25 protein-coding genes are annotated in these 26,136 nt (G+C 57.3%); 13 read left to right on the top strand and 12 right to left on the bottom strand.

Annotated elements, in window-relative coordinates:
• Position 1: 1 nt before the first annotated feature.
• The 7 genes from lnt to miaB all read right to left on the bottom strand — a co-directional run bounded on the left by lnt (position 2) and on the right by miaB (position 6,677).
• Positions 2-1,537 (bottom strand): apolipoprotein N-acyltransferase, encoded by a 1,536-nt coding sequence (gene lnt / locus QEZ52_RS03780; protein WP_406648090.1) that lies wholly within the window; start codon positions 1,535-1,537, stop codon positions 2-4.
• On the bottom strand, positions 1,534-2,421 hold the full coding sequence (locus tag QEZ52_RS03775) for a hemolysin family protein (protein WP_406648089.1): 888 nt from the start codon (positions 2,419-2,421) through the stop codon (positions 1,534-1,536). The genes lnt and QEZ52_RS03775 overlap by 4 nt, the downstream gene beginning before the upstream one ends.
• A 21-nt stretch (positions 2,422-2,442) precedes the next feature.
• A complete protein-coding gene (ybeY, locus tag QEZ52_RS03770; protein WP_406648087.1) occupies positions 2,443-2,970 on the bottom strand; it encodes an rRNA maturation RNase YbeY in 528 nt (175 codons plus the stop codon).
• 102 nt (positions 2,971-3,072) lie between these two features.
• Complete coding sequence (locus QEZ52_RS03765) at positions 3,073-4,080, bottom strand: PhoH family protein (protein WP_406648085.1); 1,008 nt, start codon at positions 4,078-4,080, stop codon at positions 3,073-3,075.
• A gap of 142 nt (positions 4,081-4,222) precedes the next feature.
• Complete coding sequence (locus QEZ52_RS03760; RefSeq protein WP_406648083.1) at positions 4,223-4,516, bottom strand: hypothetical protein; 294 nt, start codon at positions 4,514-4,516, stop codon at positions 4,223-4,225.
• Positions 4,517-4,528: 12 nt separating this feature from the next.
• Complete coding sequence (locus tag QEZ52_RS03755) at positions 4,529-5,053, bottom strand: OmpA family protein (protein WP_406650295.1); 525 nt, start codon at positions 5,051-5,053, stop codon at positions 4,529-4,531.
• A gap of 301 nt (positions 5,054-5,354) precedes the next feature.
• Positions 5,355-6,677, bottom strand: a complete 1,323-nt coding sequence (miaB, locus tag QEZ52_RS03750) for a tRNA (N6-isopentenyl adenosine(37)-C2)-methylthiotransferase MiaB (protein ID WP_406648082.1) — start codon at positions 6,675-6,677, stop codon at positions 5,355-5,357.
• Positions 6,678-6,806: 129 nt separating this feature from the next.
• Here miaB and QEZ52_RS03745 point away from each other — a divergent pair, with 129 nt between their 5' ends.
• Positions 6,807-7,676, top strand: coding sequence for a glycosyltransferase family 2 protein (locus tag QEZ52_RS03745; protein ID WP_406648081.1), 870 nt, complete (start codon positions 6,807-6,809; stop codon positions 7,674-7,676).
• A 145-nt stretch (positions 7,677-7,821) separates the two neighbouring features.
• Here QEZ52_RS03745 and QEZ52_RS03740 read toward each other — a convergent pair whose 3' ends face one another.
• On the bottom strand, positions 7,822-8,619 hold the full coding sequence (locus QEZ52_RS03740; protein WP_406648080.1) for a phytanoyl-CoA dioxygenase family protein: 798 nt from the start codon (positions 8,617-8,619) through the stop codon (positions 7,822-7,824).
• A 97-nt stretch (positions 8,620-8,716) separates the two neighbouring features.
• Here QEZ52_RS03740 and QEZ52_RS03735 point away from each other — a divergent pair, with 97 nt between their 5' ends.
• The gene (locus QEZ52_RS03735) at positions 8,717-9,640 is read left to right on the top strand and encodes a LysR family transcriptional regulator (RefSeq protein WP_406648078.1); all 924 of its coding nucleotides are present in this window, start codon (positions 8,717-8,719) and stop codon (positions 9,638-9,640) included.
• Positions 9,641-9,643: 3 nt separating this feature from the next.
• Here the strand turns inward: QEZ52_RS03735 and irrA are convergent, their stop codons facing one another.
• On the bottom strand, positions 9,644-10,066 hold the full coding sequence (gene irrA, locus QEZ52_RS03730; protein WP_406648077.1) for a Fur family transcriptional regulator: 423 nt from the start codon (positions 10,064-10,066) through the stop codon (positions 9,644-9,646).
• A gap of 208 nt (positions 10,067-10,274) precedes the next feature.
• Between irrA and fabA the strand changes: the two genes are divergently transcribed.
• Positions 10,275-10,784, top strand: a complete 510-nt coding sequence (gene fabA / locus QEZ52_RS03725) for a bifunctional 3-hydroxydecanoyl-ACP dehydratase/trans-2-decenoyl-ACP isomerase (RefSeq protein ID WP_406648076.1) — start codon at positions 10,275-10,277, stop codon at positions 10,782-10,784.
• A 168-nt stretch (positions 10,785-10,952) separates the two neighbouring features.
• Here the strand turns inward: fabA and QEZ52_RS03720 are convergent, their stop codons facing one another.
• Positions 10,953-11,879 carry an ABC transporter transmembrane domain-containing protein gene (locus tag QEZ52_RS03720; protein WP_406648075.1) on the bottom strand — a complete coding sequence of 309 codons (927 nt, stop codon included), beginning with the start codon at positions 11,877-11,879 and terminating at the stop codon, positions 10,953-10,955.
• 247 nt (positions 11,880-12,126) lie between these two features.
• Positions 12,127-15,351, bottom strand: coding sequence for a calcium-binding protein (locus QEZ52_RS03715; RefSeq protein ID WP_406648074.1), 3,225 nt, complete (start codon positions 15,349-15,351; stop codon positions 12,127-12,129).
• Between the two features lie 619 nt (positions 15,352-15,970).
• On the opposite strand from QEZ52_RS03715, the gene fabB reads away from it, so the two are divergent.
• From fabB to QEZ52_RS03700, 3 genes are all read left to right on the top strand, one after another.
• Complete coding sequence (gene fabB, locus QEZ52_RS03710; RefSeq protein WP_406648073.1) at positions 15,971-17,200, top strand: beta-ketoacyl-ACP synthase I; 1,230 nt, start codon at positions 15,971-15,973, stop codon at positions 17,198-17,200.
• Positions 17,201-17,206: 6 nt separating this feature from the next.
• A complete protein-coding gene (locus tag QEZ52_RS03705; protein ID WP_406648072.1) occupies positions 17,207-17,998 on the top strand; it encodes an enoyl-ACP reductase in 792 nt (263 codons plus the stop codon).
• Between the two features lie 99 nt (positions 17,999-18,097).
• Positions 18,098-18,649 carry a hypothetical protein gene (locus tag QEZ52_RS03700; RefSeq protein ID WP_406648071.1) on the top strand — a complete coding sequence of 184 codons (552 nt, stop codon included), beginning with the start codon at positions 18,098-18,100 and terminating at the stop codon, positions 18,647-18,649.
• 73 nt (positions 18,650-18,722) lie between these two features.
• Here QEZ52_RS03700 and QEZ52_RS03695 read toward each other — a convergent pair whose 3' ends face one another.
• Complete coding sequence (locus QEZ52_RS03695) at positions 18,723-19,151, bottom strand: peptidylprolyl isomerase (RefSeq protein WP_406648069.1); 429 nt, start codon at positions 19,149-19,151, stop codon at positions 18,723-18,725.
• 146 nt (positions 19,152-19,297) lie between these two features.
• Between QEZ52_RS03695 and QEZ52_RS03690 the strand changes: the two genes are divergently transcribed.
• From QEZ52_RS03690 to QEZ52_RS03660, 7 genes are all read left to right on the top strand, one after another.
• Complete coding sequence (locus QEZ52_RS03690) at positions 19,298-19,984, top strand: haloacid dehalogenase type II (protein ID WP_406648068.1); 687 nt, start codon at positions 19,298-19,300, stop codon at positions 19,982-19,984.
• The gene (locus tag QEZ52_RS03685; RefSeq protein ID WP_406648066.1) at positions 19,985-20,815 is read left to right on the top strand and encodes an alpha/beta fold hydrolase; all 831 of its coding nucleotides are present in this window, start codon (positions 19,985-19,987) and stop codon (positions 20,813-20,815) included.
• Positions 20,812-21,789, top strand: coding sequence for a threonine/serine dehydratase (locus tag QEZ52_RS03680; RefSeq protein ID WP_406648065.1), 978 nt, complete (start codon positions 20,812-20,814; stop codon positions 21,787-21,789). The genes QEZ52_RS03685 and QEZ52_RS03680 overlap by 4 nt, the downstream gene beginning before the upstream one ends.
• Before the next feature lie 54 nt (positions 21,790-21,843).
• A complete protein-coding gene (locus QEZ52_RS03675) occupies positions 21,844-23,049 on the top strand; it encodes an endonuclease/exonuclease/phosphatase family protein (RefSeq protein ID WP_406648063.1) in 1,206 nt (401 codons plus the stop codon).
• 132 nt (positions 23,050-23,181) lie between these two features.
• The gene (gene pcaD / locus QEZ52_RS03670; RefSeq protein WP_406648062.1) at positions 23,182-23,976 is read left to right on the top strand and encodes a 3-oxoadipate enol-lactonase; all 795 of its coding nucleotides are present in this window, start codon (positions 23,182-23,184) and stop codon (positions 23,974-23,976) included.
• Positions 23,976-24,689 carry an alpha/beta fold hydrolase gene (locus QEZ52_RS03665; RefSeq protein ID WP_406648061.1) on the top strand — a complete coding sequence of 238 codons (714 nt, stop codon included), beginning with the start codon at positions 23,976-23,978 and terminating at the stop codon, positions 24,687-24,689. Before pcaD ends, QEZ52_RS03665 begins: the two co-directional genes overlap by 1 nt.
• Positions 24,689-26,032 (top strand): adenylosuccinate lyase family protein, encoded by a 1,344-nt coding sequence (locus QEZ52_RS03660; protein ID WP_406650293.1) that lies wholly within the window; start codon positions 24,689-24,691, stop codon positions 26,030-26,032. The genes QEZ52_RS03665 and QEZ52_RS03660 overlap by 1 nt, the downstream gene beginning before the upstream one ends.
• Positions 26,033-26,136: the final 104 nt, after the last annotated feature.

Here is a 26,136-nt window from a genome sequence, read left to right as displayed (position 1 = left end):
GTCAATCCCCAATAGTGTCCCGACGACTGTGTGCAGATCGGGAATGCAGCAATTGCAAGCCACCGAGACAGAAGAGCAACACACCCAACACCGGCCAATCCCCCGATCTGGAATACAAAGTCGCTTGAACAGGCTTGGGCACTCGGGCATCCACAAATCCCGCCTGCCCCAACGCCAGAGACGCAACAAGGCGCCCAGCTGGATCAATCACAGCGGAGACCCCTGTGTTGGCCGCGCGGATCATCGGCACGCCCTGTTCGATCGCCCGCATTCGGGCCTGTACGAGATGCTGATAGGGGCCCGAATAAGTCCCAAACCACGCGTCATTGGTGATCTGCACCAACAAGTCGGGACGCTGGGAACCCGATTGAATTTCTTCGGGAAAAACGGCCTCGTAGCAAATCAATGGGCGCACGGCCCCAAACCCGGTCAGGGTCACGATCGGCTCGTCCGTTCCAGGGGAAAATCCGCTGCCCATCTGCGTTGCAAAGCCAAAGATGCCAACACGCGCGAGCAGATCACCAAATGGGACGTACTCTCCAAAAGGCACAAGATGACGTTTGTCATAGCGCGCAATCAAATTTCCCTGTGGGTCAATCACAGCAAGGCTGTTAAAGTATTTTTCACCGTCAGAGCGTTGTTGTCCCAGAATAACCTGTGCCCCACCCGCCTGAAGCGCAATCCTATCAAACACAGATCCTGAATGTTCCATCATCACCGGAACCGCCGTCTCCGGCCAGACAATCAGATCAGGCTGCCCCAACTCTCCCTCGGCAGCGGTAAACCCCATCTGGCGCGAGAAAAAGAGATCCCGATACGCAGGGTCCCATTTCTGGTCCTGCGGGGCGTTGGGCTGCACCAAGCGCACGACTTTTTCACCGGTGGCAAATGCAGAAGGTTCCGGCAAGGCCAGGGCCAATGCCACACCCAGCATCGCCGGGAGCAGCGCCAAGGCGCGCCCCAACAACCGCACCCCGGGCCGCGCTGCCAGACCGACGGACAATCCGGCAAAGACAGTCAGCACAGCCAACCCCTGAGGGCCAATCCATTGCAAAACTTGTGCGGCCGGAGTGTCGATCCAGAACTGGCCGAATGCCGCCCAGGGCAACCCGGTCAGCACATAGGCCCGGGCGAACTCGGCCATAGACATCCAAACCGTCAAGGCCAGAACCGCACCCCATCCCTGTCCACCGGTTCGTGCAGCTAAACCAAAGGCAACCGCCCAGAACAGCGACAGACCCCCAGCCAGAAAAACTAGTGCAAAAGGAGCCATCCAGGCATGCCGGTCGGGGTCCACCTGAAACGGTTCGACGATCCAGGACAGCCCCGCGCCAAAATATCCGACCCCGAATATCCAGCCGATCCAGGCCGCACGTCGCATGGTTTCCGCCCGGGTAAACAGAACGAATACACCGCCCAACGCCATCGGAACAGTCAAAACAACATGCAAAGGTGCCAGCGCCTGAGCCAGCAAGACACCCAGCCCAAATGCCAGGACCAGACGTCCACGCCAGCGCCAATGCGCCGGGTTGATCATCCGGCGGCGTCCGGCAACAGCACCCGCAGGCGTTTGATCCGGCGTGGGTCGGCGTCAATCACCTCGAATTCTGGACCTTCCGGATGCGGGATGACCTCTCCCCGTGCGGGAACCCGGCCTGACAACATGAACACCAGCCCCCCCAGCGTTTCGATCTCTTCTTCGTCCACATCATCATGGTTGGTCAAAGAGAGGCCAATCTCGGCTTCGAACTCCGGCAACGGCGTTTTGGCGAGCGCAGTGTAACACCCAGGCTTTTCCATAACCCAAGTCTGATCTTCGTCAGTATCGTGTTCATCGGCGATTTCCCCGACAACCTGTTCGATCAGATCCTCGATCGTCACAACACCATCGACGCCACCATATTCGTCGATGACCAAGGCCATGTGACGCCGTTCCGTCTGCATTTTCGTGAGCAAAACCCCGATCGGCATTGACGGTGGCACGAACAGCAATTGCCGCAACATGCCTGCCAAATCGAATTCCTCGGCGTCACAGTTGAATCCATGCGACAGGGCCAGATCCTTGAGGTGCACGAATCCCAAAGGAGTATCCAATGTGCCCTCGTACACAGGAATTCGGGTAAAGCCGCTGTCGCGGAAAACCTGAACCAGGTCGTCCTTGGCGATCGTATTTGGCACCGCGACGATCTCGGCAGTCGGAATGGCAACATCCTCGATCCGCATGCGTCGCAGGTTGATCATCCCATGCGGTTGGGATGCGGGTCGGTCATGACCGTTCACAACGGCTTCTTCCGGTTCATCGGTCGGGGTCAGCGCCTCGAAAATTCGCCCGAAAAACCCACTGCGTTCTGCGGTCGTGTCACCGCTGTTGTCCTGATGCGCGCGTTGCGCTGCATTAGAACTGCCGTCTATGTCGCCCATTTATCCTATCCAGATAGCGTCTCAAAATTCGGGCCGCGTTGGCCCGTCTCTCTCTTTATATGGGTCATCAATACCCATAATGCCAAGTATAGCGACCTCAATTCCTTCCATCAAAGTGGCATCCGGGTCACGGATGTGATCATACCCCAGCAAATGCAACAGACCATGAATGACCAAATGGGTCACATGATCGGCCACCGGCCTGCCCGCTTCCAACGCTTCTCGGGCGCATGTATCCCAGGAAATCGCAATGTCGCCCAACGCAATGTCGCCAGTGAAATCCGGCTTGGGCGGCGTCGGGAGACCACCGGGGTCCTCGGCCGAAAGATCGTCGGCGGGCCAGCTCAGCACATTCGTCGGACTGGGCTTTGCGCGAAACTCTGCATTCAGTTCGGCGATCCGTGCATCATCGCAGGCAAGAACAGAGATTTCGCAACCCTCTGGGTCGATCTCAAATTTCTCGAGAACCGCACCCACCGCGCGGGTTGCCAATGGTTCAAAATCAATGTCTTGCCAACGGTCGTCTTCGATCGAAAATTCCAGCATCAAAAGACCCTTGTCAGACCAGGTGTCACCACCGCTGCCGACCTGGCGCGTCCCAGAAAAGCAACAGGCGATCGCCCCTAAACAGTTGACCGGAAGAACAGGCGTTCAACCCGGTTTGGTGTCGGCCTCATAAGCTTCGATGATCGCAGCCACAAGAGGGTGTCGCACCACATCGCGCGACGTGAAGTAGTTGAAGCTGACCTTGGGGATCGACGTGAGCAACCGCTCTGCATCAGCCAGCCCCGACGGAACCCCCCGAGGCAGGTCGATCTGGGTGCGGTCGCCAGTGATCACCATCCGCGATCCTTCGCCCAATCGGGTCAGAAACATCTTCATCTGCATCGACGTGGCGTTCTGTGCCTCGTCCAGCACTACAAAGGCATTGGCTAATGTCCGGCCCCGCATAAAGGCCAGCGGCGCGATCTCGATCCGTTTTTCTTCGATCAACTTGGCCAGCTGCTTGCCTGGAAGGAAATCGTTCAACGCATCATAGAGCGGCTGCATGTAAGGATCGACCTTGTCCTTCATATCGCCAGGGAGATAGCCCAGTTTTTCACCCGCTTCGACCGCAGGTCGGGACAAAATGATGCGATCCACATGGCCGGTGATGAACATCGACACACCGACGGCGACTGCCAAATAGGTTTTGCCCGTGCCGGCGGGACCAATGCCAAAAGCCAGCTCATGTTCAAACAGGGATTGCACATAGGCTTTTTGTGCGTCTGTGCGCGGTTCGACCAATTTCTTGCGCGTCTTGATTTCCACAGCGCCGCCACGAAACATTTCAAGCTGGTCGCCCGGTGCCGGATCCGCCTGTGCACCCATGCGCAACTCCCGATCAATGTCGGCGTGTTCAACCGCCCGTCCGGTTTCAAGTCTATCATACAACGCTTGCAGGACCTCTGCGGCCTGTGTCCGCGCCTCTTCGACGCCCATGATCGACAACTGATTACCGCGGCGCACGATCTGCACGCCCAGTTTCTGTTCGATATCTGCAAGGTTGCGATCATATTCACCGCAAAGGTCGATCAGCAATCGGTTGTCTGGAAATTCAAGCAGCACCTCGTGCGAGGTGGATTGATCAAGCGGTTCGGTCAGGGCACCCAGAGCCATCAGATCTCCTGTGTTGGCGTTCTGGGTTCAGTGTGCAGAAGCTGACGGTCCGGCGCAAGCAAAGCGTGAAAGATTTCATGATTTTGAGACAAAAACGGCCACCCGAACTGGGTGGCCGCCTGAATTTCAAACTGATCTGACGTCAAAGAATGTCAGGGATGGTAGAGCCCGATTTGAACGGGCCGGTTGCGACGCCGGATGGCGCAGCCCCAGAACAAATCGGTTTGCCATCTGGGCCCAAGCGCGCCGACAGATACCCTTCAAGCCCATCATCGATGATCCAGTGGTCACACCCCTGTGGATCAACCCAGATCCCCGCCTTGAGCTGGGACAGATCCTTGGCATCAATGCCACGGTCACGGGTTTTGTCTTCGATCGTACAGGCCGACATTCCACCTGCAACAGCCAGGAGAGCGATGTATTTAACGAGTTTCATGATCGTTCTCCCTTAACGGACACAGATAATTTCAACGCGGCGATTCTGGGCCATGTTGGCTGCTGAATTGTTTGGCGCGCGCGGATTGCGTTCGCCATAGCCCCGAACATCCAGGATCCGGGCACCGACGCTGCGACCGACACGAGCCACAGAATCCGCACGCCGTTCACTGAGGCGCATGTTATAGGCATCGGACGCACGACTATCCGTATGTCCAGTAATGATAAACCCGGAAGCGGATGCGCTTTGGAAGAACTCCCGCAGGCGCTGTTGACCAGCGGAATTGATGGTGTGCCGATCAGTGGCAAAGAACTGATCTGACGGCATCACACCGCAGACATTGCCACGGCGACAGACCGGGATGCCCTGACGGTTCACGTGCGGGGTCATATACCCTTCGGCACCATCATCCATCACCCAATGCTCACACCCGTCCGGGTCCACCCAGATGGTCGGAACATACCGTTCGCCAATCACGGTCTTGGTTGTTGTTGTTGTTTGCGCCTGTGCAGGACTGAACACGGCACTGGCAGCCATTGCTACTACAGCCAGGGCGGGCAGCAGGCTTTTCAAATTGAATTTAATCACCACAGATATCCTTCACCTTTCCCCAGAATTGACGCCAGAGCCCCAAAACTTCAGGTACTCTTACTAACCATTTTTACTAAGCTTAGGAAAATACGTGTGAATTGTGAAGCAAATTCCACCATATATTGTGTCGCCCAGCAACACACTCACCGTCAAAGACTGGAATTGTTAACGCGCTGGCTTCAATCCCGTTTTACTGGGGGTCAAACGAGGATTCGCACGAGGCCCAAGCTGCGAATCCTGACCTGGGTCAGCCGATCAATTCACCGGCAAGCGAGTTGGGCCCTGACGACGCGATCCGGACCTGAACCAAATCACCCACCGACGCGTCCGGTGCCTGAACATGCACCGCGTGCAAATAGTCGGATTTGCCAACCATCTGCCCCTCAAAGCGGCCCGGCTTTTCAAAGAGCACCCCGACTTCGCGCCCGACCATGCTGTCCTGAATTTCACGCTGATGACGGGTCAGCAATGCCTGCAACCGCTGCAAGCGATCGTCCGCCTCGGCTGCAGGTACCTGGGCCCGTTCGGCCGCCGGAGTTCCCGGGCGGGTCGAATATTTGAATGAATAGGCCGTTCCATATCTGACCTCTTCAATCAGATCCAATGTTGCCTGAAAATCTTCTTTGGTTTCTTCGGGGAAACCCACAATAAAATCGCCTGAAATCAAGATGTCGGGCCGCGCGGCGCGGATCCGTTCGATCAGGCGCAGATAGCTTTCTGCCGTGTGGCTGCGGTTCATCCGCTTGAGAATCTTGTCAGATCCGGCCTGAACAGGCAGGTGCAGATAGGGCATCAACTTGGTACAGGTGGCATGCGCTTCGATCAGATCGTCCTGCATGTCATTGGGGTGGCTGGTGGTGAACCGGATGCGTTCCAATCCATCAACCTTGTCCAACTCCCAGATCAACTGCGCCAGCGTCATATCACCGTTTGGCCCGGCACCATGATAGGCATTCACATTCTGCCCCAGCAGCGTGATCTCACGCACACCGCGTTCGACAAGATCCCGTGCCTCACGCAAGATCCGGTCCGCCGGGCGGCTGACTTCGGCCCCACGGGTGTACGGCACCACGCAGAAGGCGCAGAACTTGTCACATCCTTCCTGCACCGTCAGGAATGCGGTTGGACCACGTTTCGCCTTGGGACGGCTTTTCAGTTTCTCGAATTTGTCCTCTTCGGGAAACTCCGTATCCAGCGCCTTTTTACCCTCACGGGTTTTGGCCTCCATTTCTGGCAGGCGGTGATAGCTTTGCGGCCCCACGACCAGATCAACCAACGACTGGCGCCGCATGATCTCTTCGCCTTCAGCCTGCGCAACGCATCCGGCCACCCCGATCTTCAGATCAGGCTTTGCTGCCTTCAGCCCCTTGAACCGCCCCAATTCGGAATAAACCTTTTCGGCGGCCTTTTCCCGGATGTGACAGGTGTTCAGAAGGATCATGTCCGCATCATCGGCCGATTTCGTCTCGACATAGCCCTGACCGCCCAGCGCTTCGGCCATGCGTTCACTGTCATAGACGTTCATCTGACAGCCATAGGTCTTGATAAAAAGCTTCTTGGGCGCGGACATTGAGACGAACCTTAGACAAAGGAGTGGATCAGCAGCCCCACATAAGGGGAAATACTGCAGCTTGCAATGCACGTGCGATTAACCGATTTTGGTCAAAAATGCCAACATCAAGCACGGGCAGAGGCGCACATGGACCATTCTTCACTGGACGCATTCCTCAGGCATGGGGCCGACATCCTGGTCAAGGGCCCGATTGCCATGATCTTTGTCGAAGACGATATCGAAATTGCGACAACCCTGCGCCACCATATGCAAAGTGGCTTTGACACTATTTTGGTTTTTATTCCGGATGCGTTCGATCTGCCCGCTGATGTTGCGGCCAAAGTGCATCGTATTCCCTTTGACTGCGGCCCGCGCACGGCCGTGTTTGATGCCATTAACAGGCTGATTGCCCGGTCAAAACCCGGGACCTGGCTGTATTACTGCTATAACGCAGAGTTCCTGTTCTACCCGTTCTGCGAAACCCGAAGCGTTGCGGAAATGCTGGCTTTTCACACCGAAGAACGACGCAATGCGATGCTGACCTATGTCATCGACCTTTACGCCAATGATCTATCTTCACACCCCAATGCGGTCTCGCTGGACAAGGCCAGCCTGGACAAATCCGGGTATTATGCCCAATCCCGCAAGGACCCGGTCACCAACCATCCACGAGAACGACAATTGGATTTCTTTGGCGGATTGCGCTGGCGGTACGAAGAACACATTCCCAAAAACAGCCGCAAGATCGATAGAATTTCGTTCTTTCAGGCGAAACCAGGGTTGATCCTCAATCCTGACCACACCTTTAACGACCAAGAGTACAATACCTACGCCTGTCCGTGGCACCACAACCTGACCGCGGCCATCTGTTCGTTCCGCACCGCCAAGGCGCTCAAACGCAATCCCGGCTCTGCCTTCGACATCAATACATTTCGCAGCTACAACTCGACAGCGTTTGAATGGCATTCGCGCCAACTGCTGGACCTTGGGCTTATGGAACCGGGCCAGTGGTTCTAGGCACCGCGCCCTAGGTTGGCCTTGCCCTGTGGCCCAAAAGACCACAGGGAATTAGGTTGCGGAACCAGGGGCACAGCCCCCAGTCCACACCTACTATTTCCCCACCAAAGAACACGCACCGCGCGTCCCTGGCAATGACCGTCGATCAGCGTTCCAACAGAAAGGGAAACCAATCCTGACGCAATATCTGCCCCGGGATCATGTCATGTCCCGGATAGGGCGGAGACGTCCGGCCCGGGCGTTCGATATACCGCGCATCGTCGCCAACAAGTCGCAACGAAAACGCACGACGTCGCTGATCGCTGGTGTTGCCGCGGGCACCATGCAGAATCTTGTAGTTAAAGGCCACAGCGTCCCCGGGCTGCATCTCGTACTCGAGAACGGTCATATCTTCGGCATCTGGATCCGGGATTGGCATGTATTGACCTTCGTCGGCAAAGAACCCTTCTTCGGACACCCAACGGGTTGGCAACACTTCCTTTTCCCAGCGATGTGACCCGGCGACACAGCGCAGGGTCGCTTCCTTTACCGGATCAAGCGGCGACCAGAAGCTGACAGTCTGCTGACCTTCGACAAAATAATACGGTCCGTCCTGGTGCCAGGGAGTCGGCATAGACGTGCCGGGCTCTTTGACCAATACATGATCATGGAACATCTGAACGCGTTTGGACTGCATCAGATCGGCCGCGACATCCGCCACAGGAGAGTCCAGGATCGCCTGCTTCAGCGCCGGGATCCGCTCCCAATTGCAATAGTCATCAAAGAACAGCCCCGTCTGACCATCCTTTTTGTTGTTCGAGGCAAAGGGCCCCGGGTTTGCCATGTTCTCTGCTACACCCTGGCGCAGCAGATCGACCTGATCTGCAAACAATCCTCGGATCAGCACAACCCCATCGCGCTGAAACTGTTCGACGTCAGCTTTGGAAATCAGTGAATGGACCATTTGTTTTGCCTTTGCTGAAAAGATGCATGTTTCACAATCTTTATCCGACTGCCTTTGCGCCTTTCAAATCATATCTCACAAAGGTAGTCTTAATCTCATGTTATACCTAACCCTGCGCCACTATGAATATGTCACCGCCGTTGCCCATCATGGCAGCCTGTCGGCCGCGGCGCAGGCCGTACATGTCAGTCAACCGGCGCTGTCCAACGCATTGACCAAAGTCGAGGAACATCTGGGATATCCCTTGTTTCTGCGCCGACGCGGCGCGGCGTTGATCCTGACCCCTCAGGGGCGCAGCTTTGCCGCCCGTGCCCAGGCTGTTCTGGATCAGGCAGCACAATTGGAGAACGCAGCGACGGCACCCCCGGGACTTCAGCGGCTGGCGGTGGGATGTTTTGCCGATCTGGCACCGTTTCTATTGGCTCCAGCCCTGCAAATCCTGCGCCTCGCTTTGCCGGATGTTTCGATCAGCTACCGGGCAGATCCGTTTGACTCCATGATCACGGCCTTGCTCAAAGGCGATATCGATCTGGCCATCACCTATGATCTGGGGTTGGATGCCGGATTTCACCGGATCGAACTGGACAGAGTCGCTCCGCATGCCCTGATGTCTCCGTTGCACCCTCTGGCCGCGCAAAGCAGCGTTACCCTGCACGAACTGAGCCTCCACCCATTGGTGCTCTCACAGGAAGGCCTGTCGATCCAACACATGCTCGGCTTGTTCAAAACCCACGACCTATTGCCCAAAGTAGCACATCGGGCATCATCGCTGGAATTGTTGCGCAGCCTGGCCGCAAATAACGAAGGTGTCGGCATCAGCTATAGCCAGCCGCCTGGAGTGATCAGCTATGATGGCAAACCGCTGGTCACCATCCCAATCAGCAATCCATCGGCCCAAGAGCCAATTGTCCTAGTCAGCCACATCCAAACCCGGCTTGGCGAAACGGTCAACACCGCACAAACGGCTCTCGCAGCACAGCTGAGCCATCAGCACACGGCATCACAGCCAATACAATCATGAATGTCAGCGGTTGATTTTGCGCAATCGGATTACAACGTCGACTGACGCGATTTCGACACCCTCAGGCGCGTCCGGAACCCTTTGGATTACCAGTTGATCCGACGGAGCGTCGGTCAAACGGCCCTCATCTTCCCAGAAGAAATGCGGATGGTCGTGGGTGTTGGTGTCAAAGTAGCTTTTGGAGCCGTCCACCGTGATTTCCTGCAGCACACCAGCGTCGCAAAAGGCCCGCAGCGTATTATAGACCGTCGCCAACGACACCGCCGCTCCGGTATCTTTGGCAGCATCAAACAGACTTTCTGCAGTGACATGACGGTGTTTGCCGTCCCCGACCAACAATTCGGCCAACGCCACCCGCTGCCGGGTTGGACGCAACCCGGCTGTAACCAGCCAATCGGTTACAATTTCCAAACTGTTCGGCGTCATGGACGGACCTGCTTTGATGCTATTGATCGTATATATAGGGCCAGTGCGAGTTGGAATTCAAATGAATTTCATTCGCAACAGTGACGATTTACCTTGAAACGGGGCGCTTTCGCACACTTGCGGGACCCTTTGGCCCAATGCTAGAGGGGTCAGGATACTCGTGCGCGAGATCAGAAACGCAAAGACCCTACCCAGGAGACGGATCAGCATGTCCCAATACCCCACCAGCTTTGACAAGGACGACCTGCTGAAATGTGCCCGTGGCGACTTGTTCGGCCCAGGCAACGCTCAGCTGCCCGCACCGCCCATGCTGATGATGGACCGGATCACCGAGGTGAGCGCCGATGGCGGTGCCCATGGCAAAGGTCATATCGTCGCCGAATTCGACATCAACCCGGATCTGTGGTTTTTCGAGTGCCATTTCCCTGGCAATCCGATCATGCCCGGCTGTCTGGGACTGGACGGTTTGTGGCAGCTGACCGGGTTCAATTTGGGTTGGCGTGGCTGGTTGGGGCGCGGTTACGCGCTGGGTGCGGGCGAAGTCAAACTGACCGGCATGGTCCGCCCTGACCGCAAGATGCTGACCTACAAGATCGACTTTACCAAAGCGATCCAGACCCGTCGCCTGACAATGGGCGTCGCTGATGGCATCGTCGAAGCCGACGGCGAAGTGATCTATCAGGTCAAGGGCATGAAAGTCGCATTGAGCGAGAGCTGATCAGAACAACGCTGATCAGAATATTGAATAGTGAAAGAGGCCCTCAGGCCTCTTTTTTCATGCCGGCTGTGCGCCCCAAGGCAAAACAGACGGTTGCTATGCGATCAGGCCGCGACCCCGGTCCAAACGACTGTGGGCTGGAGGGATCTCTAGCCGCCCGAACCCATCTCAGGCGGTTTCAGATTGATTTGGGTTTATCAACCCACGCAACAGTTCAAATTTTACTCGGTTTGCACTGACCTGACGGTAAAATGAAATCAAGAACGCCGTTGGCCCATTCAGCCTGCTCAACCCCATCGTCGCAGCAACAACCGTTCCCACGTCCGTACGCCCCTCCAGAACAAGCACACCGCCAATCATAAAGACAGCTACCGTGCCAGCCCCATTGATTGCGCTCAACAGGAACTTGGTCGACAACTTCCATTTGAACATTGATTGCCTGACCTGATAGATGCGGTCGAATTCCTGAAAAACCGTTTGGACAATGGCGTCAAGCTCGGTGGCGGTTATCTGGTCCGTTGCGCGCCGTAAAACCCGGATACGCTCGGCCAGCAGCACGTTCACTTTGCGCTGCGTCAACAATACGATCAGCACCTGAGGGGCAATGATCGAAAAAGCTATGATCCCAAGTCCGGGTTGAGTGGATGCCACAAAGCCAACCACACTGATCAATGTTCCGATTTGCATCACAGGTTCGGAAAAAGCGCTACCTGTGAACTTGCCCAGCTCTTCGGCCTCGGCCGAAATGGCCGTTGACAGCGTACCGGTCGGAATTTTTGCCCGATCGCGCCCTCCGCCGGCAGAGTCTTCCAATAAACGTTTCCGGATCAACCGGATAACATCTTCACCCAGGATTTGCGAACGATACCCCATCAGCCATTTGAACCCCAGGCTGAGCAAGACAACCCCCATCATCCCTGCGCCAAGCGTAAAAAGCTGCGACACCCCGTAAGATCCCTTTGTCAGTAGGTTCACGATCTCTTTTTGGAAATGCAGGGGTGCTGCTGCGAGGCCAGCAATGGCGAGTGATAGCAGGATAAGAATGATCTGACGCCGTCCGCTGACCCGCCAGATCGCACGATAGAGTTGAAGCATTTGGCCCCCTTACGCGACAACATTGACACCTGATGGACGCCCACGACTATTAAAAAATACAGGGCCGGGATCAACAGGCCACTTTCATGAACTCACAAGTACCGCGGCTAAACCGGCGAAAGCCACAGGCAATCGCTCTTGGGCAACCGCTCTGGCACCGCCCCCACCCATGTACCAGGTCTCCGAACCCAGAACGCCGCCGCTGACTGGCAACGCCTGGTGTTACAGCCTGCAATCCGTGGCCGGGTCAGACCAACAGGTCAAAGGTTTCGCCTGCGATCCGGAGATTGATTTCGTCCTGGCCCTGACCATCAACCAGCGCCCAGATGATTTGACCGGTGGGCCTGTAGATCGCAAAGGCCTCCTGCTGCAAGTCCTCGCCCGCGCGTTCACCAACACCATTGGCGGTGTGCGCAAAATTGACCTGAAAATCGCCTCGGGCCGCGGCCCCGCCACCCCAGAGCAGAATATCCCCATCATCAGATGAATAGTCCTGAATCCAGTCGGACCCATGTCCCGGAACTCCGACATGAAAGAAACGATCCGCACCGCTTCCGCCGTTGAGCCGATCATGCCCAAAGCCGCCATTCAAATAGTCATCTCCATCGCCGCCAAACACCAGATCCGAAAGCGCCCCTCCGCTGAGCGTGTCATTGCCCTGCTGACCAACCAACGTGTCCGCACCCAGACCACCCAGGATACGGTCATTGCCATCCTGGCCAAACACATGATCATTTCCTGCGCCAGCAAGCACATGATCATCACCGTCACCCGCCAGAATCATGTCTGCCAGATCAAATTCGGCCATGTCGCTTCCGCCGATGATCAGATCATCGCCCACACCCCCATTGATCGTGTCAGAGCCCTGCCCACCATTGATCGTGTCGTTTCCTGCGCGCCCGAACAAATAGTCACTGCCCTCCTGGCCACGAACGTAATCGTCCCCGTCGCCACCATCCGCGAAGTCATTTCCTTCGTTCCCGTCGATGGTATCGACCCCGCTTTGACCATACAAAACGTCATCCGCATTCCCACCCCACAGCCGGTCATCACCCGCGCCGCCTTCCTGGGTGGTCGGGCCGTACCATCCGTTCAGAGAGTCGTTGCCATCCCCCCCACGCAGAACGTCACCTTCTCCGCCTCCAGATTGCAATTCGTCGTCTCCGGGCCCACCATCCAACGTGTCGTTTCCAAAATCGCCTTCCAGCGTATCGTTGCCCCGGCCGCCTTCGATGGAATCATCGCTGTAGGACCCATTCAGGTAGTCGTTGCCCGGGCCGCCAAAAATCAGGTCATTGCCTGCGTCTCCGTCGATCTGGTCATTCCCGATGCCACCGGTAATGGTATCAGCACCTGGTGTGCCATTCAGGTAAAGGTTGAACGTCCCCGCTTCGAGCAAGATCTGATAAGCGCTATCGCTGCGATCCGCGAAAACCAAGTCTTCTATATTATAGAGGAAATCTGTCTGATCATCACCCAGCGCATCGTCACGCGCGGTCACAACAATGGCCTGCCCCTCCCGCTCCAAAGACATTGGAATCTCGGGTATCGACGAAAACCGCTCCGGTATTCCCGTCAACGCAAAGTCATAGTCCCGCCAGTTTCCGGAAAAGACGGCTGTATCGGTGCCTTCTCCTCCATCCAGAACATCGACCCCGTCACCGCCAACTAGCGTATCATCGCCGGATCCGCCCTCCAGCAAATCGATATCCTCGCCCCCGACAAGAGAGTCGTCACCATCCAGGCCGCGCAGCGTGTCGTTCCCGATGCCCCCGTCAAGTGTCTCATTCTCTCCGGGTACACCCTCGATCACATCGTCAAAGGCACCTGTCTCGCGCAGAGTTTCCGTGACCAGTTCGTCAAGTGTCATCCGACGGTTATCAAAAACAAGCTCTTCGATCCCAAGGATCAAATCCTGCCCATCCCCGGTGCGGCTGTTGCGCCCCGTGATAGCATACACTGGCCCCATATCCCGAAGGTGCTCGGGAACCTCCGTCTCCGCGACCAAAACGGCGGTATAATCCGCCCAGTTTCCAGCCCAAAAGGCGACATCCGTGCCATCGGAGCCGTGAATCGTATCGTCGCCTGCACCGGCAAGAAACAGATCATGACCCAGCCCGCCGCTCAGCATGTCGTTGCCGGTGCCACCGATCAGGCGATCATCCCCGTCACTGCCAGTCAATGTATCGTCACCGGCGGCCCCATCAACAAATCCAGGGCTGTCCAGTGTTTCCAAATCGGCATCGTCTGTCAGAATACGCGGCGACAGAACGTGAAATGCTGCCCCGTCAATCAATCGTCCGACATAGGGATCACCAGGTTCGCCTGCATTGTCCCAAACCGCCGTAATCAAACCATCCGCCGTGACGTTCAGTTCTCGCCAGTTGATGTTTCTTTTGTCTCCAAGGCGAATTCCCGGTCCTTCGCTTTGTCCGTCAGCGGCATAGGTTGACAGATAAATCACGTCTTCTTGGGGCCCGCCGGTATCCTCAAGCTGCCCGCCTCTGAGCAATACGACACCACCGTCGGGGCGAATTTCCGCGATCGCGGTTCGTTCATAAAACAGACCAGCCAGAGGATCCTCTGCCTTGTCGACCAAATTGATGCTGACAACCTCTGTCCCGTCATCCGGCACAACGTGTTTGTCGAAGCCCGACCTAACCGAAGACGTTACCAGAACCAAAGCCCCATCCGCATTCAGCTCCACATCCAAAAGCTGGACAAAGCTGGCATAGGACGCGTCGAACCGCACCAACTCGCGTGCTTCGCCTGTCAAAGCACCGTTTGCGTCGATCCCTTGCATCATGATCGAAGCATGATAATCCAATGACCCGTCTGGTGTTTCTCCAACGACAAAGCCGCGCACGCTCAGAAACGCGGACGTTCCATCCCCAAGCGTCACAATCTGCCACTGTTGGATTTCACCGTCCTGGTCCCAAACAGAAGACGGATTTGGGTCAGACAGCGGGTTATCGAACAACGTTTGACGCGCGCCCAATGTGCCGTCAGCCTGCAGAATATAGCTGTAAATGTGGGCAGGCGGTTCGAGACCGTAGGAACGGGATTCGGCACCAAACGGCTCTGCCACGATCACAAGCGCAGTGCCATCCGGGCGTTCAAAGATGCTCAAAACTTCCGACACTTCGACGCCACCACGGCCCAGCCCAATGTCACGATACAGGTCTGCAACGCCCGGGTTGGTCCAAACAGATGGTGAACCAACCGGGTTGCCATCAGCGTCAAATCTTTGCAACAGACTGTCCGGATCGGGTATGGACGCCAAAGTATACCCCCCGGGCGAGGCGGGCGCGATCCAGTCCTTTGGCTCGCCCGAATACACAAGCGCCAGACCACCATCATTCAACGCCGTAAGGCGGAGTTCCGGAATGTACCCGGACCAGCTGGCAAGACTTTGTGTTCCATCCAAAGCACCGTCTTCGGTCAGACTGACGTGGCGAAGTTCCGTTTCCACACGATCCCCGGCAGGCACCTTGTGAGAGTGGAAATAGGACCTGCCTGTAACCACGCTATATTGGATGGAAACGTCACCAGTAGACCCAACAACAAAATCGCCTCTCAAATACCCACTGTCCTTTGGCACAGAGGCGAGAACAATTGGGGATCCCACGATTTCTCCCGAAACATCGAACACAGAATACGTGAGAGTTCGAATTGCCTCTGTCGTGCTTTGAGTTATCACGCCAAGACCGCCATTCGGCAAAATCTGCCAGACAGATCCTGACCCGTCATTCGGTGTCAGTGTGAGGGTTTTTTTCAAGATAACGGTCTTCCAAAAAAACCGACTGAGCCATGAATTCACCAATCTCGTAAATAACTTAATTCTATCGTGTGCAGGCTAACACCCCTGCACGGAAACTTGTCTAGAAATTGTTCATAAACAATTGCCCTATCCGGTTCTGTAACAGGAAACAGGATGTGGCCCTGAAGATGGCCATCCCTGTTGTTTCAACTCGTTTGACACCCGCGTCCCGCCGCGCGATTGGAAACGCCGACTGGGCTCTGCCCCAACCCATCTTGCACCTCTCCCCCTCAAAGCCTACTAAGGCTTAAGCAAACAAGGGAGTGCACGTATGCGTCGTGTCGTCGTTACCGGGCTGGGGATCGTCTCGTCGATCGGGAACAATGCTCAGGAGGTCATCACCTCCTTGAAAGCCGGAAAATCGGGCATCGTTGCCAGTCCTGAAATGGTGGAACACGGGTTCCGCAGCCAGGTTGCTGGTACGCTCAAGCTCGACATCAAGGAACTGGTGGACAAACGCACCCTGCGCTTTATGGGACCCGGTGCCGCCTATGCCCATATTGCCATGACCCAGGCCATCGCTGACGCGGGATTGGGCGAAGATGATGTGGTCAATACGCGCACCGGCCTGGTGGCTGGATCCGGCGGTCCATCGACCAGCGCCATGCTGGCCGCGCATCAGGTGGTGGCCAAAACCGGCGCGACCAAACGCATCGGGCCGTTCGCCGTGCCAAAATGCATGTCTTCGACGATTTCGGCCAATCTGGCCACTGCGTTCAAGATCAAAGGCATCAACTATTCGATCACCTCTGCCTGTTCGACCTCGCTGCATTGCATCGGCAACGCTGCGGAACAGATCATGATGGGCAAACAGGACGTGATGTTTGCCGGCGGCGGCGAGGAACTGGACTGGACCCTGTCCTGTCTGTTCGACGCCATGGGCGCGATGTCTTCGAAACAGAACGACAACCCTGACAAGGCCTCTCGTGCCTTTGACGAAGACCGCGACGGGTTCGTGATTTCGGGCGGCGGCGGCATTGTCGTGCTGGAAGATCTGGATCACGCCTTGGCGCGCGGTGCCAAGATCTATGCCGAAGTCACCGGTTTTGCCGCGACTTCGGACGGACATGACATGGTGGCCCCGTCGGGCGAAGGTGGCGAACGCGCCATGCGTCTGGCCCTGTCCACCCTGCCCGAAGATCGCAAGGTCAGCTATATCAATGCCCATGGCACATCGACCCCGGTCGGCGATGTCGGCGAAGTCGAAGCCTGCCGCCGGGTATTTGGCCAAGGGTATGTGCCGCCCATCAGTTCGACCAAATCCATGACCGGCCACGCCCAGGGAGCAGCCGGTGCGCTGGAGGCAATCTTTTGCCTGCTGATGCTGGACAATGACTTCATCACACCGTCGATCAACGTCGAAACGCTCGCCGAGGGTATTCAACCGGGTGAAATTGCCACTGAACTGGTCGAAAACGCAGGTCTTGATTCCGTAATGACCAACAGTTTCGGCTTTGGTGGCACCAATGGGTCGATGATCCTGAGCAAGTACAAGGGGTAAGCGCTGATGTCGGGACTTTTGCAAGGCAAACGCGGCTTGATCATGGGCGTCGCCAACGACCGGTCGATCGCATGGGGCATCGCCAAGGCCATGGCCGAAGCCGGGGCCGAACTTGCCTTTACCTATCAGGGCGACGCCTTTGGCAAGCGGTTGGAACCGCTGGCCGCCAGCGTCGGTTCGGATTTCATGGTCGATGTGGATGTCACCGATGACGCATCATTGGATACCGCATTCGAACAATTGGGCGCGCGGTGGCCAACGATAGATTTCGTGGTTCATGCCGTCGCCTATTCGGACAAAACAGAGCTGACAGGCCGGTTCCTGAACACCAGCCGTGCGAATTTCAAGAATTCGATGGATATCAGCGCCTACTCTTTCATAGAGGTGGCGCGCCGGGCCTATCCGCTGATGCAGGACAATGGTGGCACCCTGCTGACACTCACCTATCAGGGGTCAAACCGTGTCGTCCCCAACTATAACGTCATGGGCGTGGCCAAAGCGGCCCTGGAGTCGGCAACCCGTTATCTGGCCAATGATCTGGGTCCCGAAGGCATTCGCGTCAACGCGATCTCGCCCGGTCCCATGAAGACCCTGGCCGGGGCCGCAATTGGTGGGGCGCGCAAGACATTCAAACATACTGACCAAAACGCCCCCATGCGGTCGAACGCAACGCTGGAGGCCGTTGGCGGTACGGCAGTTTACCTGGCATCGGACGCAGGTGCCTGTACGACTGGTGAAATCATCCGCGTCGACGGCGGGTTCCACGTTCTGGGCATGCCGCAGCCGGATCATCTCTGATCACCTCGCAACTGGCGGGATTTCAAACCCAAGGCAATTGCCGTGGCTCCGTCATGGCATTGCCCCTTGGTTGCCATGATTCGTTGCTAGACAGACGACATGAAACAGGAAACCGCTGCCGCCTCATCCGTTCCCACGCTTCCCGACGAAATCACGCTCGGGGCCGTTTTACGGGAACCAACACGTAAACCCGTCTATCTGCGTGTAGCAGGCTGGTGTCTTGTTGTTGGGTGCGCCTTGTCCATGGGTGCCATCCTGGCCAGCACACCCCAGGTAACGCAAAAGCTGTCGTCCTGGACCAACCACGTGCCCGCCGCGACCCAGGTAGATACCGCGACGCTGACCACTGAAACGGTCTCTGAGGCCAACCCGGACACACAAAACCCCGAATTCACGACCGACGGAACGCCACTCGCAGCACCGGGGAAGCTCATGTCTGCTCTGGGGGCATTGTCGCGGTCGGCCCGCAGTGCACTGGGGTATGGCGACCCGATGGACTATGTTGAACTGCCCACGGAAGAAAACACAGATCCTTCCGAAGGCGGCTTTTCGGCGTTTTTTGCCTCTGACGAGGATCCGGTAGCCCGGCCAGCAGTCAGCGCCATGCCCCAGAACCGCATTCCAATACGTCGCGCAGGCGTCAGCAACTGACACACCCAGGCATCACATGTGGCAGCACAGATGCTGGCACATGCGGGGATTTCTGGGCGCAGGCTGGTTGTGATCAGGCAATCGACACCAATTCAATGTCAAAATTCAGATCTTGGCCCGCCAGCGGATGATTGGCATCCAGAGTCACCGTTGCGTCATCAACTTCCACCACAGTCACCGGCAAAACTTGCCCTTCGGGGGTTTGCATCTGCAACTGAGTGCCGACTTCCAACGGAATATCGTCTGGGATCCCTTCGCGCGGGATTGCCTGACGTGCGGCCGGGTTGATTGGGCCATAGGCTTTCTCGCAGGCGATATTGATGGTCTTTTTGTCGCCAACCTTCATGCCTGCCATTTCCGCGTCCATACCCGGAATAACCTGACCGGCCCCCACAGTGAACGACAGCGGATCGCGGCCTTCGGAGCTGTCAAATACGCTGCCATCGGTCAAGGTGCCCTTGTAGTGGATATGCACCGTGTCGCCGTTCTTCACTTCTGTCATGAGGGGTCCGATCCTGTTCGGGTTTCAAAGGCGGCAAACCCTATAGCCTCTCACAGGAATGTAAAGACGCGCAGGGATTTTCCGTCAAAACCGCCCTTTCCCCATCTGCGGGCCTGTGCCACTCTCCGCGTCAAGGAGAACCCGTCATGCCCATTACCACCTGTATTTTTGATGCCTATGGAACCTTGTTCGACGTCGCAGCCGCCGCCCGTCAGGCCGCCCAAGACCCCAAGTTTCCACAACTGGCAGATCGCTGGATGGCACTGGCCAACCATTGGCGGCTGAAACAGCTGCAATATACGTGGCTCAGGGCCGTGGCCGATGCACATGACAATTTCTGGGAGGTGACTCAGAACGGGTTGGATTGGGCATTGGAGGCAACGGGGCTGGACGGCGACGCGATTTTGCGCCAGCGATTGCTTGATCTTTATTGGGAGCTGCAAGCCTATCCCGAGGTCCCCGCCATGCTGACCACTTTGAAACAGGCGGGGCTGAACACGGCGATTCTGTCCAACGGGTCTCCCGATATGTTGAACGGGGCCGTGCAATCTGCACAGATCGGCGCTCTTTTGGATGATGTCCTGTCAGTCGAAAGCGTTGGCATCTTCAAACCCCATGCCAATGTGTACGATCTGGTCGGGCAACGATTCAGCTGTGGCAAGGACGAGGTATTGTTCGTCTCCTCTAACGGCTGGGACGCGGGATGCGCAACCGGCTATGGGTTCACGACAGCTTGGGTTAACCGGGCAGGAGAACCGATGGATCGCCTGCCCTGGACCCCAGCCCATGTATTGTCCGACCTGACCACGATCCCACAGTTGGCAGGAGTCTGAATGCCCCGGTTCCCAACCGCCGATGGCCTGTTCCTGCACTATACGGATCAGGGCACCGGTCACCCCCTGTTGTGCCTACCCGGCCTGACCCGCTGTGGTCGCGATTTTGATTTCTTTGCCCCCCATGCCCGCGACCTGCGGTTGATCACGCTGGATTATCGCGGACGTGGAAAATCTGCGTACGACCCAACCTATGCCAACTACAATGTGGTGCAGGAATCCTGTGACGTGATCGAATTGCTCGATCATCTTGGATTGGAAAAGGTCTCCCTTCTCGGCACTTCGCGCGGGGGGCTGATCGCCATGGTGTTGGCCGCAACCCATGCCCATCGTCTGTCAGGCGTCATCCTGAACGATGTCGGCCCCGAAATCAGCCCAGATGGTATCGCCCGGATCCTGACCTATGTGGGCAAACCGCCCCGCGCCAAAACGCTAGAGCAGGCCGCCAGCGCCCTTGGTGATGCAATGGCCCCACAGTTCCCGGACGTTCCCCTGTCCCGCTGGCAGCAACAGGCTGAAATCCAGTATCTGGAAACGGACGACGGGCTGACCCCGCGCTATGATCCGATGCTGGCCCAGGCCTTGCAGGATCAGGCGGCTTCTGGCGAAGCCCCGGACCTTTGGCCGCTGTTTGACGCTCTGGCCTCTGGCCCTCTGGGGGCGATCCGAGGTGCGAATTCAGACATACTTGGCCCTAAAACGCTAGCAGACATGCAACGCCGCAACCCGGATATGCTGTTTTGCACCGTGCCCAACCGCGGCCATGTGCCTTTTCTTGACGAGGCCCCCGCCATTGAATTGATCCATACCATCACGGAGATGTCCCGATGACCTCGCTCGCCATGATCGAAGCGGCCGCCTCACGTCTCAAGGGGCACGCCCGCCGGACGCCACTGCTCAGCTCTCCATTTCTGGATGACATTGCCGGACGACGGGTGCTGATCAAACCCGAATGCCTGCAGCATACCGGATCGTTCAAGTTCCGCGGTGGTTGGTCGGCTGTTTCGGCGCTGGCACCGGACGTGCGACAGCGGGGCGTGATCGCCTTTTCCAGCGGCAATCACGCGCAGGGTGTTGCATTGGCAGCACGACAACACGGGGTTCCTGCGGTGATCGTCATGCCGGCGGATGCTCCGCAAATGAAAATCGACAACACCCGTGCGCTGGGGGCCGAGGTTGTCCTTTATGATCGTGTCGGCGGTGAAAGCCGTGAAGCCATCGGACAGGAGCTGTCACACACGCGCGGTCTGACCCTGATCAAACCCTATGACGAACCGCAGGTGATTGCAGGTCAGGGGACAACCGGTTTGGAGATCGCAGCCCAAGCCGCCGAATTGGGGGTTGAAACCGCGGATGTTCTGGTCTGTTGCGGTGGTGGCGGGTTGACGTCAGGCATCGCCCTGGCGCTCGAAGGGCATGCACCGGGCCTGCGCCCGCGCCCCTGTGAACCGGCCGGGTTCGATGACGCAACCCGATCGCTGGCGTCTGGAAAAATCCAGGCCAATCCAACCCAATCCGGGTCGATCTGTGATGCCATCGTGACACAGCAGCCGGGCGATTTGACCTTTCCCATCATGTCGCGCCTGTGTGGCCCCGGGTTGGTGGTGACCGACGACGAAGCCATGCATGCCATGGCCCTGGCTTTTTCCCGGCTCAAGGTCGTGGCCGAACCCGGCGGTGCCGTGGCCCTGGCCGCCGCCTTGTTTCGCAAGGACCAAATCCAGGGCGACACCGTTGTTGCCTTGATTTCCGGCGGCAACGTCGACCCGGAAATGTTTCGCGCCGCCCTGGCAACCTATGCTTGAGACCGTGACGAACAAAGCTGGCTGTCCGCAGCCCCAACCCGACCGGAGGGTATCATGACGCGCTTTACCATCGCCTCGTTCAACGTCAAAAATCTGATCGGCCCTGATCGGGAATACTACAAATTCCAAGTTTACACGCCCGAGGAATACGCCTGGAAACTGGACTGGATGGCGGACCAATTGCTGACAATGGACGCGGATGTTGTCGGTTTTCAGGAAATCTTCGAAGAAGACGCGCTGCGTGAGGTCATCGCCGAAACCGATCGTCGCGGGCACGAAGCAAATGCCGCAAATATTCCTGGCCCCGGCAAACGCTATCGGCGCAAGGCAATCTTTCGCAAACTTTCCTACACCCCCTATACCAGCGCAGCGCTCGCCTTTGCGCCAAATATGCATGATACAGGTGAACCCGGGCGACGCCGCCCAGGATTGGCGATCTTGTCACGACTGGGTTTCGTTGGCGCGCCGGAAATCATACAGAACCTAGATGCGCCCCTGGACATCCCGATGGCTGCTCTTGGCGGAGACGAGGATGCAGGGTGTTTTCGCCTGCACCGCCTGTCGCGCCCAATCCTCAAGGTGCGTATCCCGGTCGGTGGCCAGGTGATCACGGTTTTCAACTGCCACCTGAAATCCAAATTGGGCGAATATATCACGCCCAAAGGTGCTGAATACGCCCCAGAGGCCGTTCTGAGTGCCTATGATCCGGCTGGGCGCGCCATGGGTGCCCTCCGCGCCGCACTGCGCCGGATGGCCGAAGCTTGGGTTCTGCGCCGTGCTATTCTGGAAGAAATAGACCAGGGCCACCCCGTTATGGTTCTGGGTGATTTCAACGATGGAGAACATGCAGTCAGCAGCGAAATCATCAGCGGCGAGATCCCCTTTCACAATTATTCCTGGATGCTGCGCCACGATGCTAAGCAATCGAGTGACCGATATACACGCGAAGAAAACAGGCTAATCACCGAAGCCGTTGATCGGGTCAGACTGCGGTCCGCCGAAAAGATGTTCTTGCGAAAATCCTTGAGGGATGTCGTGTACACCACCGCCTTTGGCGGGGTACATGAAAGCATCGATCAGATATATATGTCCCGCCATTTCGATCCGTCGTGGCCCAAGGCGGTGGGAAGAATGCAGTATTTTAGCGTTTTCAATGATCACTTGACGGATGGCAGCCACCCCGAGGCTCCCTATAACAAACTCGCCTCGGACCACGGGCAGATCATGGCCCACATGGAACTTGTCTCCGCATCCGTGTGACCAAAAGTTTTCACTAAAACTTTTGGCAAATTTCTTAGTTAAGAAATTTTCCCGCTGCCGCCCTCCAGAACGCTTTACCCCACGGTTGCAGCCCGGTTACAACGGGCAGATCCATTCACAGGGAGCAAGCGCATGCAGATTGCAGATCTCGGAGACGTACAGCTGCATTACCGGATCGATGGCCCATCTGATGGAGCTCCGGTGGTGTTTGCCAATTCTCTGGGCACGGATTTAAGACTCTGGGATCAGGTTTTGCCGCTATTGCCCCCGAGGTTCCGCTATATCCGCTACGACAAACGCGGGCACGGTCTCTCTTCACTGCCGTCCGGACCATATTCCATGGGCGCATTGGTCAGAGATGCCGAACGCCTTTTGGATCACCTCCAGGTGCGAGACTGCTTGTTTGTGGGCCTGTCCATCGGTGGCATGATCGCCCAAGGATTGGCTGTCAAACGGCTGGATCAAGTCCGGGCGTTGGTTTTGTCCAACACTGCAGCCAAAATCGGGATTCCCGAACAATGGCAGGAACGGATTCAGACCATCAAGACGCATGGCATTGAAGCTCTGGCTGATCCGATCATGGAGCGCTGGTTTTCGCGCGCATTCCGCAATACGCCAGAATGCGCCCTGTGGCGCAACATGCTGTTGCGCCAGCCAGCCGAAGGCTATGCTGGATGTTGCGCTGCGATTTCAGGCACAGATTTCTTTACCCCAACCAGCGGATTACGCCTTCCGACATTGGGCATCGCGGGCAGCGACGACGGCGCGACACCGCCGGATCTGGTACGCGAAACAACAGCCCTGATCCCAGGCTCCAAATTTCACCTGATCCGCAAAGCCGGGCATCTGCCGTGTGTAGAGCAGCCCGAGGAATATGCAGCGCTCCTGACCCAGTTTTTGACTGACACAGGACATGGTCAGATCTGATGTCGGATTTTCTGCTGATTCATGGATCGTGTCACGGGCGCTGGTGTTGGCGCTTTTTGATCGCTGCGCTCGAAGCTCAGGGACACACGGCCCGCGCCATCGACCTCCCCGGTCATGGAGATGACCCGACCCCATTGACGGACGTGACATTGGAGATGACCGCAGACGCCATTCTGAAAGCGTCTGATCCCGGCACCATCCTCCTGGGGCATTCCTGGGGCGGCATTCCGATCAGCCTGGCGGCGGAGATGAACCCATCTGCGATGCGCGGGCTGATTTATCTGTGTGCCTATGTTCCGGTGGCAGGGCTGTCGATGATCGATCTTCGCAAACGGGCACGCCGACAACCGTTGATGGGGGCCATCGTAAAGGATGAGCTTGGACAGAGCTATACGATTGATCCAGATCAGGTTCCCGCATTGTTTTATCACGATTGTCCTGTTGACTCAGTTGCGCTGGCGCTGGATCGCCTGACACCTCAGGCCATTCGCCCGCAGGACACTGCGCTGGTATCGACGACCCGCTGGCAGGGCGTTCCCAAAGCGTATATCCGCTGTACAAAGGACAGGACGATCCCACCAGAGTATCAGACCGAAATGACGGCCGATTGGCCATTGGATCGAGTCTTTGAAATGCAGACATCCCATTCCCCATTCTTTGCGGACCCACAGGGTTTGGCAACGCTGATGGGACACATCTCACGAGGATTATGATGGCAGGTTCGGTTTTTACATCTGCGCTGTACGGCGACCTTTTTTCGACAGCCGAGATCGGGCGTTTATTCACCGACAGCGCCGAATTGCGCGCCATGTTGCTGGTAGAAGGTACATTGGCCCAGGTTCAGGGCGCTCTGGGCGTAATACCAGCGGACAGCGCAGGTGCCATTCGCAGAGCGTCTTTGGAAATTCAGCTGGATCCTGGTGCCCTGCGCAAGCCGACTGGACAAAATGGCGTTTCGGTTCCCGGCCTTGTCGCAGCGTTCCGGGCGGAAATGCAAGCACCAGAACATGCCCAATTCGTCCATTGGGGGGCCACATCCCAGGACATCATCGACACCGGCCTGATGTTGCGGTTGCGGCAGGCGCTGGCCTTGATGGAAACGGATCTGCGTGCATTTGTCGAAACCTTGGCCACTTTGGCCGAACGTCATGCGGATACGCCAATGCCTGCACGCACCTATGGCCAGCACGCCACTCCCACCAGCTTTGGCGCTGTGGTGGCAGGGTGGGGGCAACCGGTGATGGACCTTCTGGATGACTTGGGCGACCTGCGATCTTCCTGCTTGCTGGTCTCGCTGTCAGGCGCTGCCGGGACCAGTTCAGCGCTGGGAGAGACAGCAGCACAGCAAAGAGCCGAGCTGGCAAAGGGCTTGGGGCTGGGTGATCCCGGGCGCAGCTGGCACACGGACCGCAATCCAATTCTTCGTATCGCGGACTGGATGACCCGGGTCACGCTGGCCTTGGCTAAGCTGGGCGAAGATTCAACCGATCTGGTGCAAAGTGGCATCGCAGAGCTGCGGTTGGGTGGCGCTGGGGCATCCTCGACCATGCCCCAGAAACAGAACCCGGTGGCTCCGGCGGTGCTGTGTGCTGTTGCGGCGCAGACTGTGGCCCTGAATGGCACATTGCAAAACGCATCGGTGCACCGTCATCAACGCGATGGGGCGGCATGGTTCACTGAATGGATGTGCCTGCCCCAGATCGTGTTGGGGGCCGCCTGTTCAGCGCGTACGGCATGTGACCTGGGCACAGGATTGGAACCTCAGACCAAACAGATGCTGACCACCGTCGATGGCGGCCTGGGCATGATCCACGCCGAAGCGCTCAGCTTTGCTCTGGCAGAAACCATGCCACGACCGGATGCCCAAGCGGCAGTCAAGGAGCTCTGCCGAACCGCACAGGAAAGCCAGCGGCACCTGCGCGACCTTGTGGCAGCAGCCCACCCTGAGTTGGACGTGGAACACTTGTTCGATCCCGGTCGGCAGTTGGGCCAGGCCCCGACAGAGGCCCGTGCCTTTGTTGCCCGGGTTGGCCAGAACCGCAACGTGAACACGTGAAACGGAATCGGGCCGCTCCCGCCCGGTTGTGACGCCTCTGCGAGGCACCAAAACCCGTTGGGCCTGGCAGGTCACAAGGCGCTGACGCGCCCAGATGACCTGCC

This window comes from Aliisedimentitalea scapharcae, from assembly GCF_045277565.1.
Taxonomy (GTDB): Bacteria; Pseudomonadota; Alphaproteobacteria; order Rhodobacterales; family Rhodobacteraceae; genus Aliisedimentitalea; species Aliisedimentitalea scapharcae.
This window is presented reverse-complemented; position numbering and strand designations above follow the sequence as displayed.

Bases quoted from the DNA above. Each gene is read 5' to 3' on its own strand.
- lnt (WP_406648090.1), bottom strand. From the start codon at position 1,537: ATGATCAACCCGGCGCATTGGCGCTGGCGTGGACGTCTGGTCCTGGCA.
- QEZ52_RS03775 (WP_406648089.1), bottom strand. From the start codon at position 2,421: ATGGGCGACATAGACGGCAGTTCTAATGCAGCGCAACGCGCGCATCAG.
- QEZ52_RS03765 (WP_406648085.1), bottom strand. From the start codon at position 4,080: ATGGCTCTGGGTGCCCTGACCGAACCGCTTGATCAATCCACCTCGCAC.
- QEZ52_RS03760 (WP_406648083.1), bottom strand. From the start codon at position 4,516: ATGAAACTCGTTAAATACATCGCTCTCCTGGCTGTTGCAGGTGGAATG.
- QEZ52_RS03755 (WP_406650295.1), bottom strand. From the start codon at position 5,053: ATGGCTGCCAGTGCCGTGTTCAGTCCTGCACAGGCGCAAACAACAACA.
- miaB (WP_406648082.1), bottom strand. From the start codon at position 6,677: ATGTCCGCGCCCAAGAAGCTTTTTATCAAGACCTATGGCTGTCAGATG.
- QEZ52_RS03745 (WP_406648081.1), top strand. From the start codon at position 6,807: ATGGACCATTCTTCACTGGACGCATTCCTCAGGCATGGGGCCGACATC.
- QEZ52_RS03740 (WP_406648080.1), bottom strand. From the start codon at position 8,619: ATGGTCCATTCACTGATTTCCAAAGCTGACGTCGAACAGTTTCAGCGC.
- QEZ52_RS03735 (WP_406648078.1), top strand. From the start codon at position 8,717: ATGTTATACCTAACCCTGCGCCACTATGAATATGTCACCGCCGTTGCC.
- irrA (WP_406648077.1), bottom strand. From the start codon at position 10,066: ATGACGCCGAACAGTTTGGAAATTGTAACCGATTGGCTGGTTACAGCC.
- fabA (WP_406648076.1), top strand. From the start codon at position 10,275: ATGTCCCAATACCCCACCAGCTTTGACAAGGACGACCTGCTGAAATGT.
- QEZ52_RS03720 (WP_406648075.1), bottom strand. From the start codon at position 11,879: ATGCTTCAACTCTATCGTGCGATCTGGCGGGTCAGCGGACGGCGTCAG.
- fabB (WP_406648073.1), top strand. From the start codon at position 15,971: ATGCGTCGTGTCGTCGTTACCGGGCTGGGGATCGTCTCGTCGATCGGG.
- QEZ52_RS03705 (WP_406648072.1), top strand. From the start codon at position 17,207: ATGTCGGGACTTTTGCAAGGCAAACGCGGCTTGATCATGGGCGTCGCC.
- QEZ52_RS03700 (WP_406648071.1), top strand. From the start codon at position 18,098: ATGAAACAGGAAACCGCTGCCGCCTCATCCGTTCCCACGCTTCCCGAC.
- QEZ52_RS03695 (WP_406648069.1), bottom strand. From the start codon at position 19,151: ATGACAGAAGTGAAGAACGGCGACACGGTGCATATCCACTACAAGGGC.
- QEZ52_RS03690 (WP_406648068.1), top strand. From the start codon at position 19,298: ATGCCCATTACCACCTGTATTTTTGATGCCTATGGAACCTTGTTCGAC.
- QEZ52_RS03685 (WP_406648066.1), top strand. From the start codon at position 19,985: ATGCCCCGGTTCCCAACCGCCGATGGCCTGTTCCTGCACTATACGGAT.
- QEZ52_RS03680 (WP_406648065.1), top strand. From the start codon at position 20,812: ATGACCTCGCTCGCCATGATCGAAGCGGCCGCCTCACGTCTCAAGGGG.
- QEZ52_RS03675 (WP_406648063.1), top strand. From the start codon at position 21,844: ATGACGCGCTTTACCATCGCCTCGTTCAACGTCAAAAATCTGATCGGC.
- pcaD (WP_406648062.1), top strand. From the start codon at position 23,182: ATGCAGATTGCAGATCTCGGAGACGTACAGCTGCATTACCGGATCGAT.
- QEZ52_RS03665 (WP_406648061.1), top strand. From the start codon at position 23,976: ATGTCGGATTTTCTGCTGATTCATGGATCGTGTCACGGGCGCTGGTGT.
- QEZ52_RS03660 (WP_406650293.1), top strand. From the start codon at position 24,689: ATGGCAGGTTCGGTTTTTACATCTGCGCTGTACGGCGACCTTTTTTCG.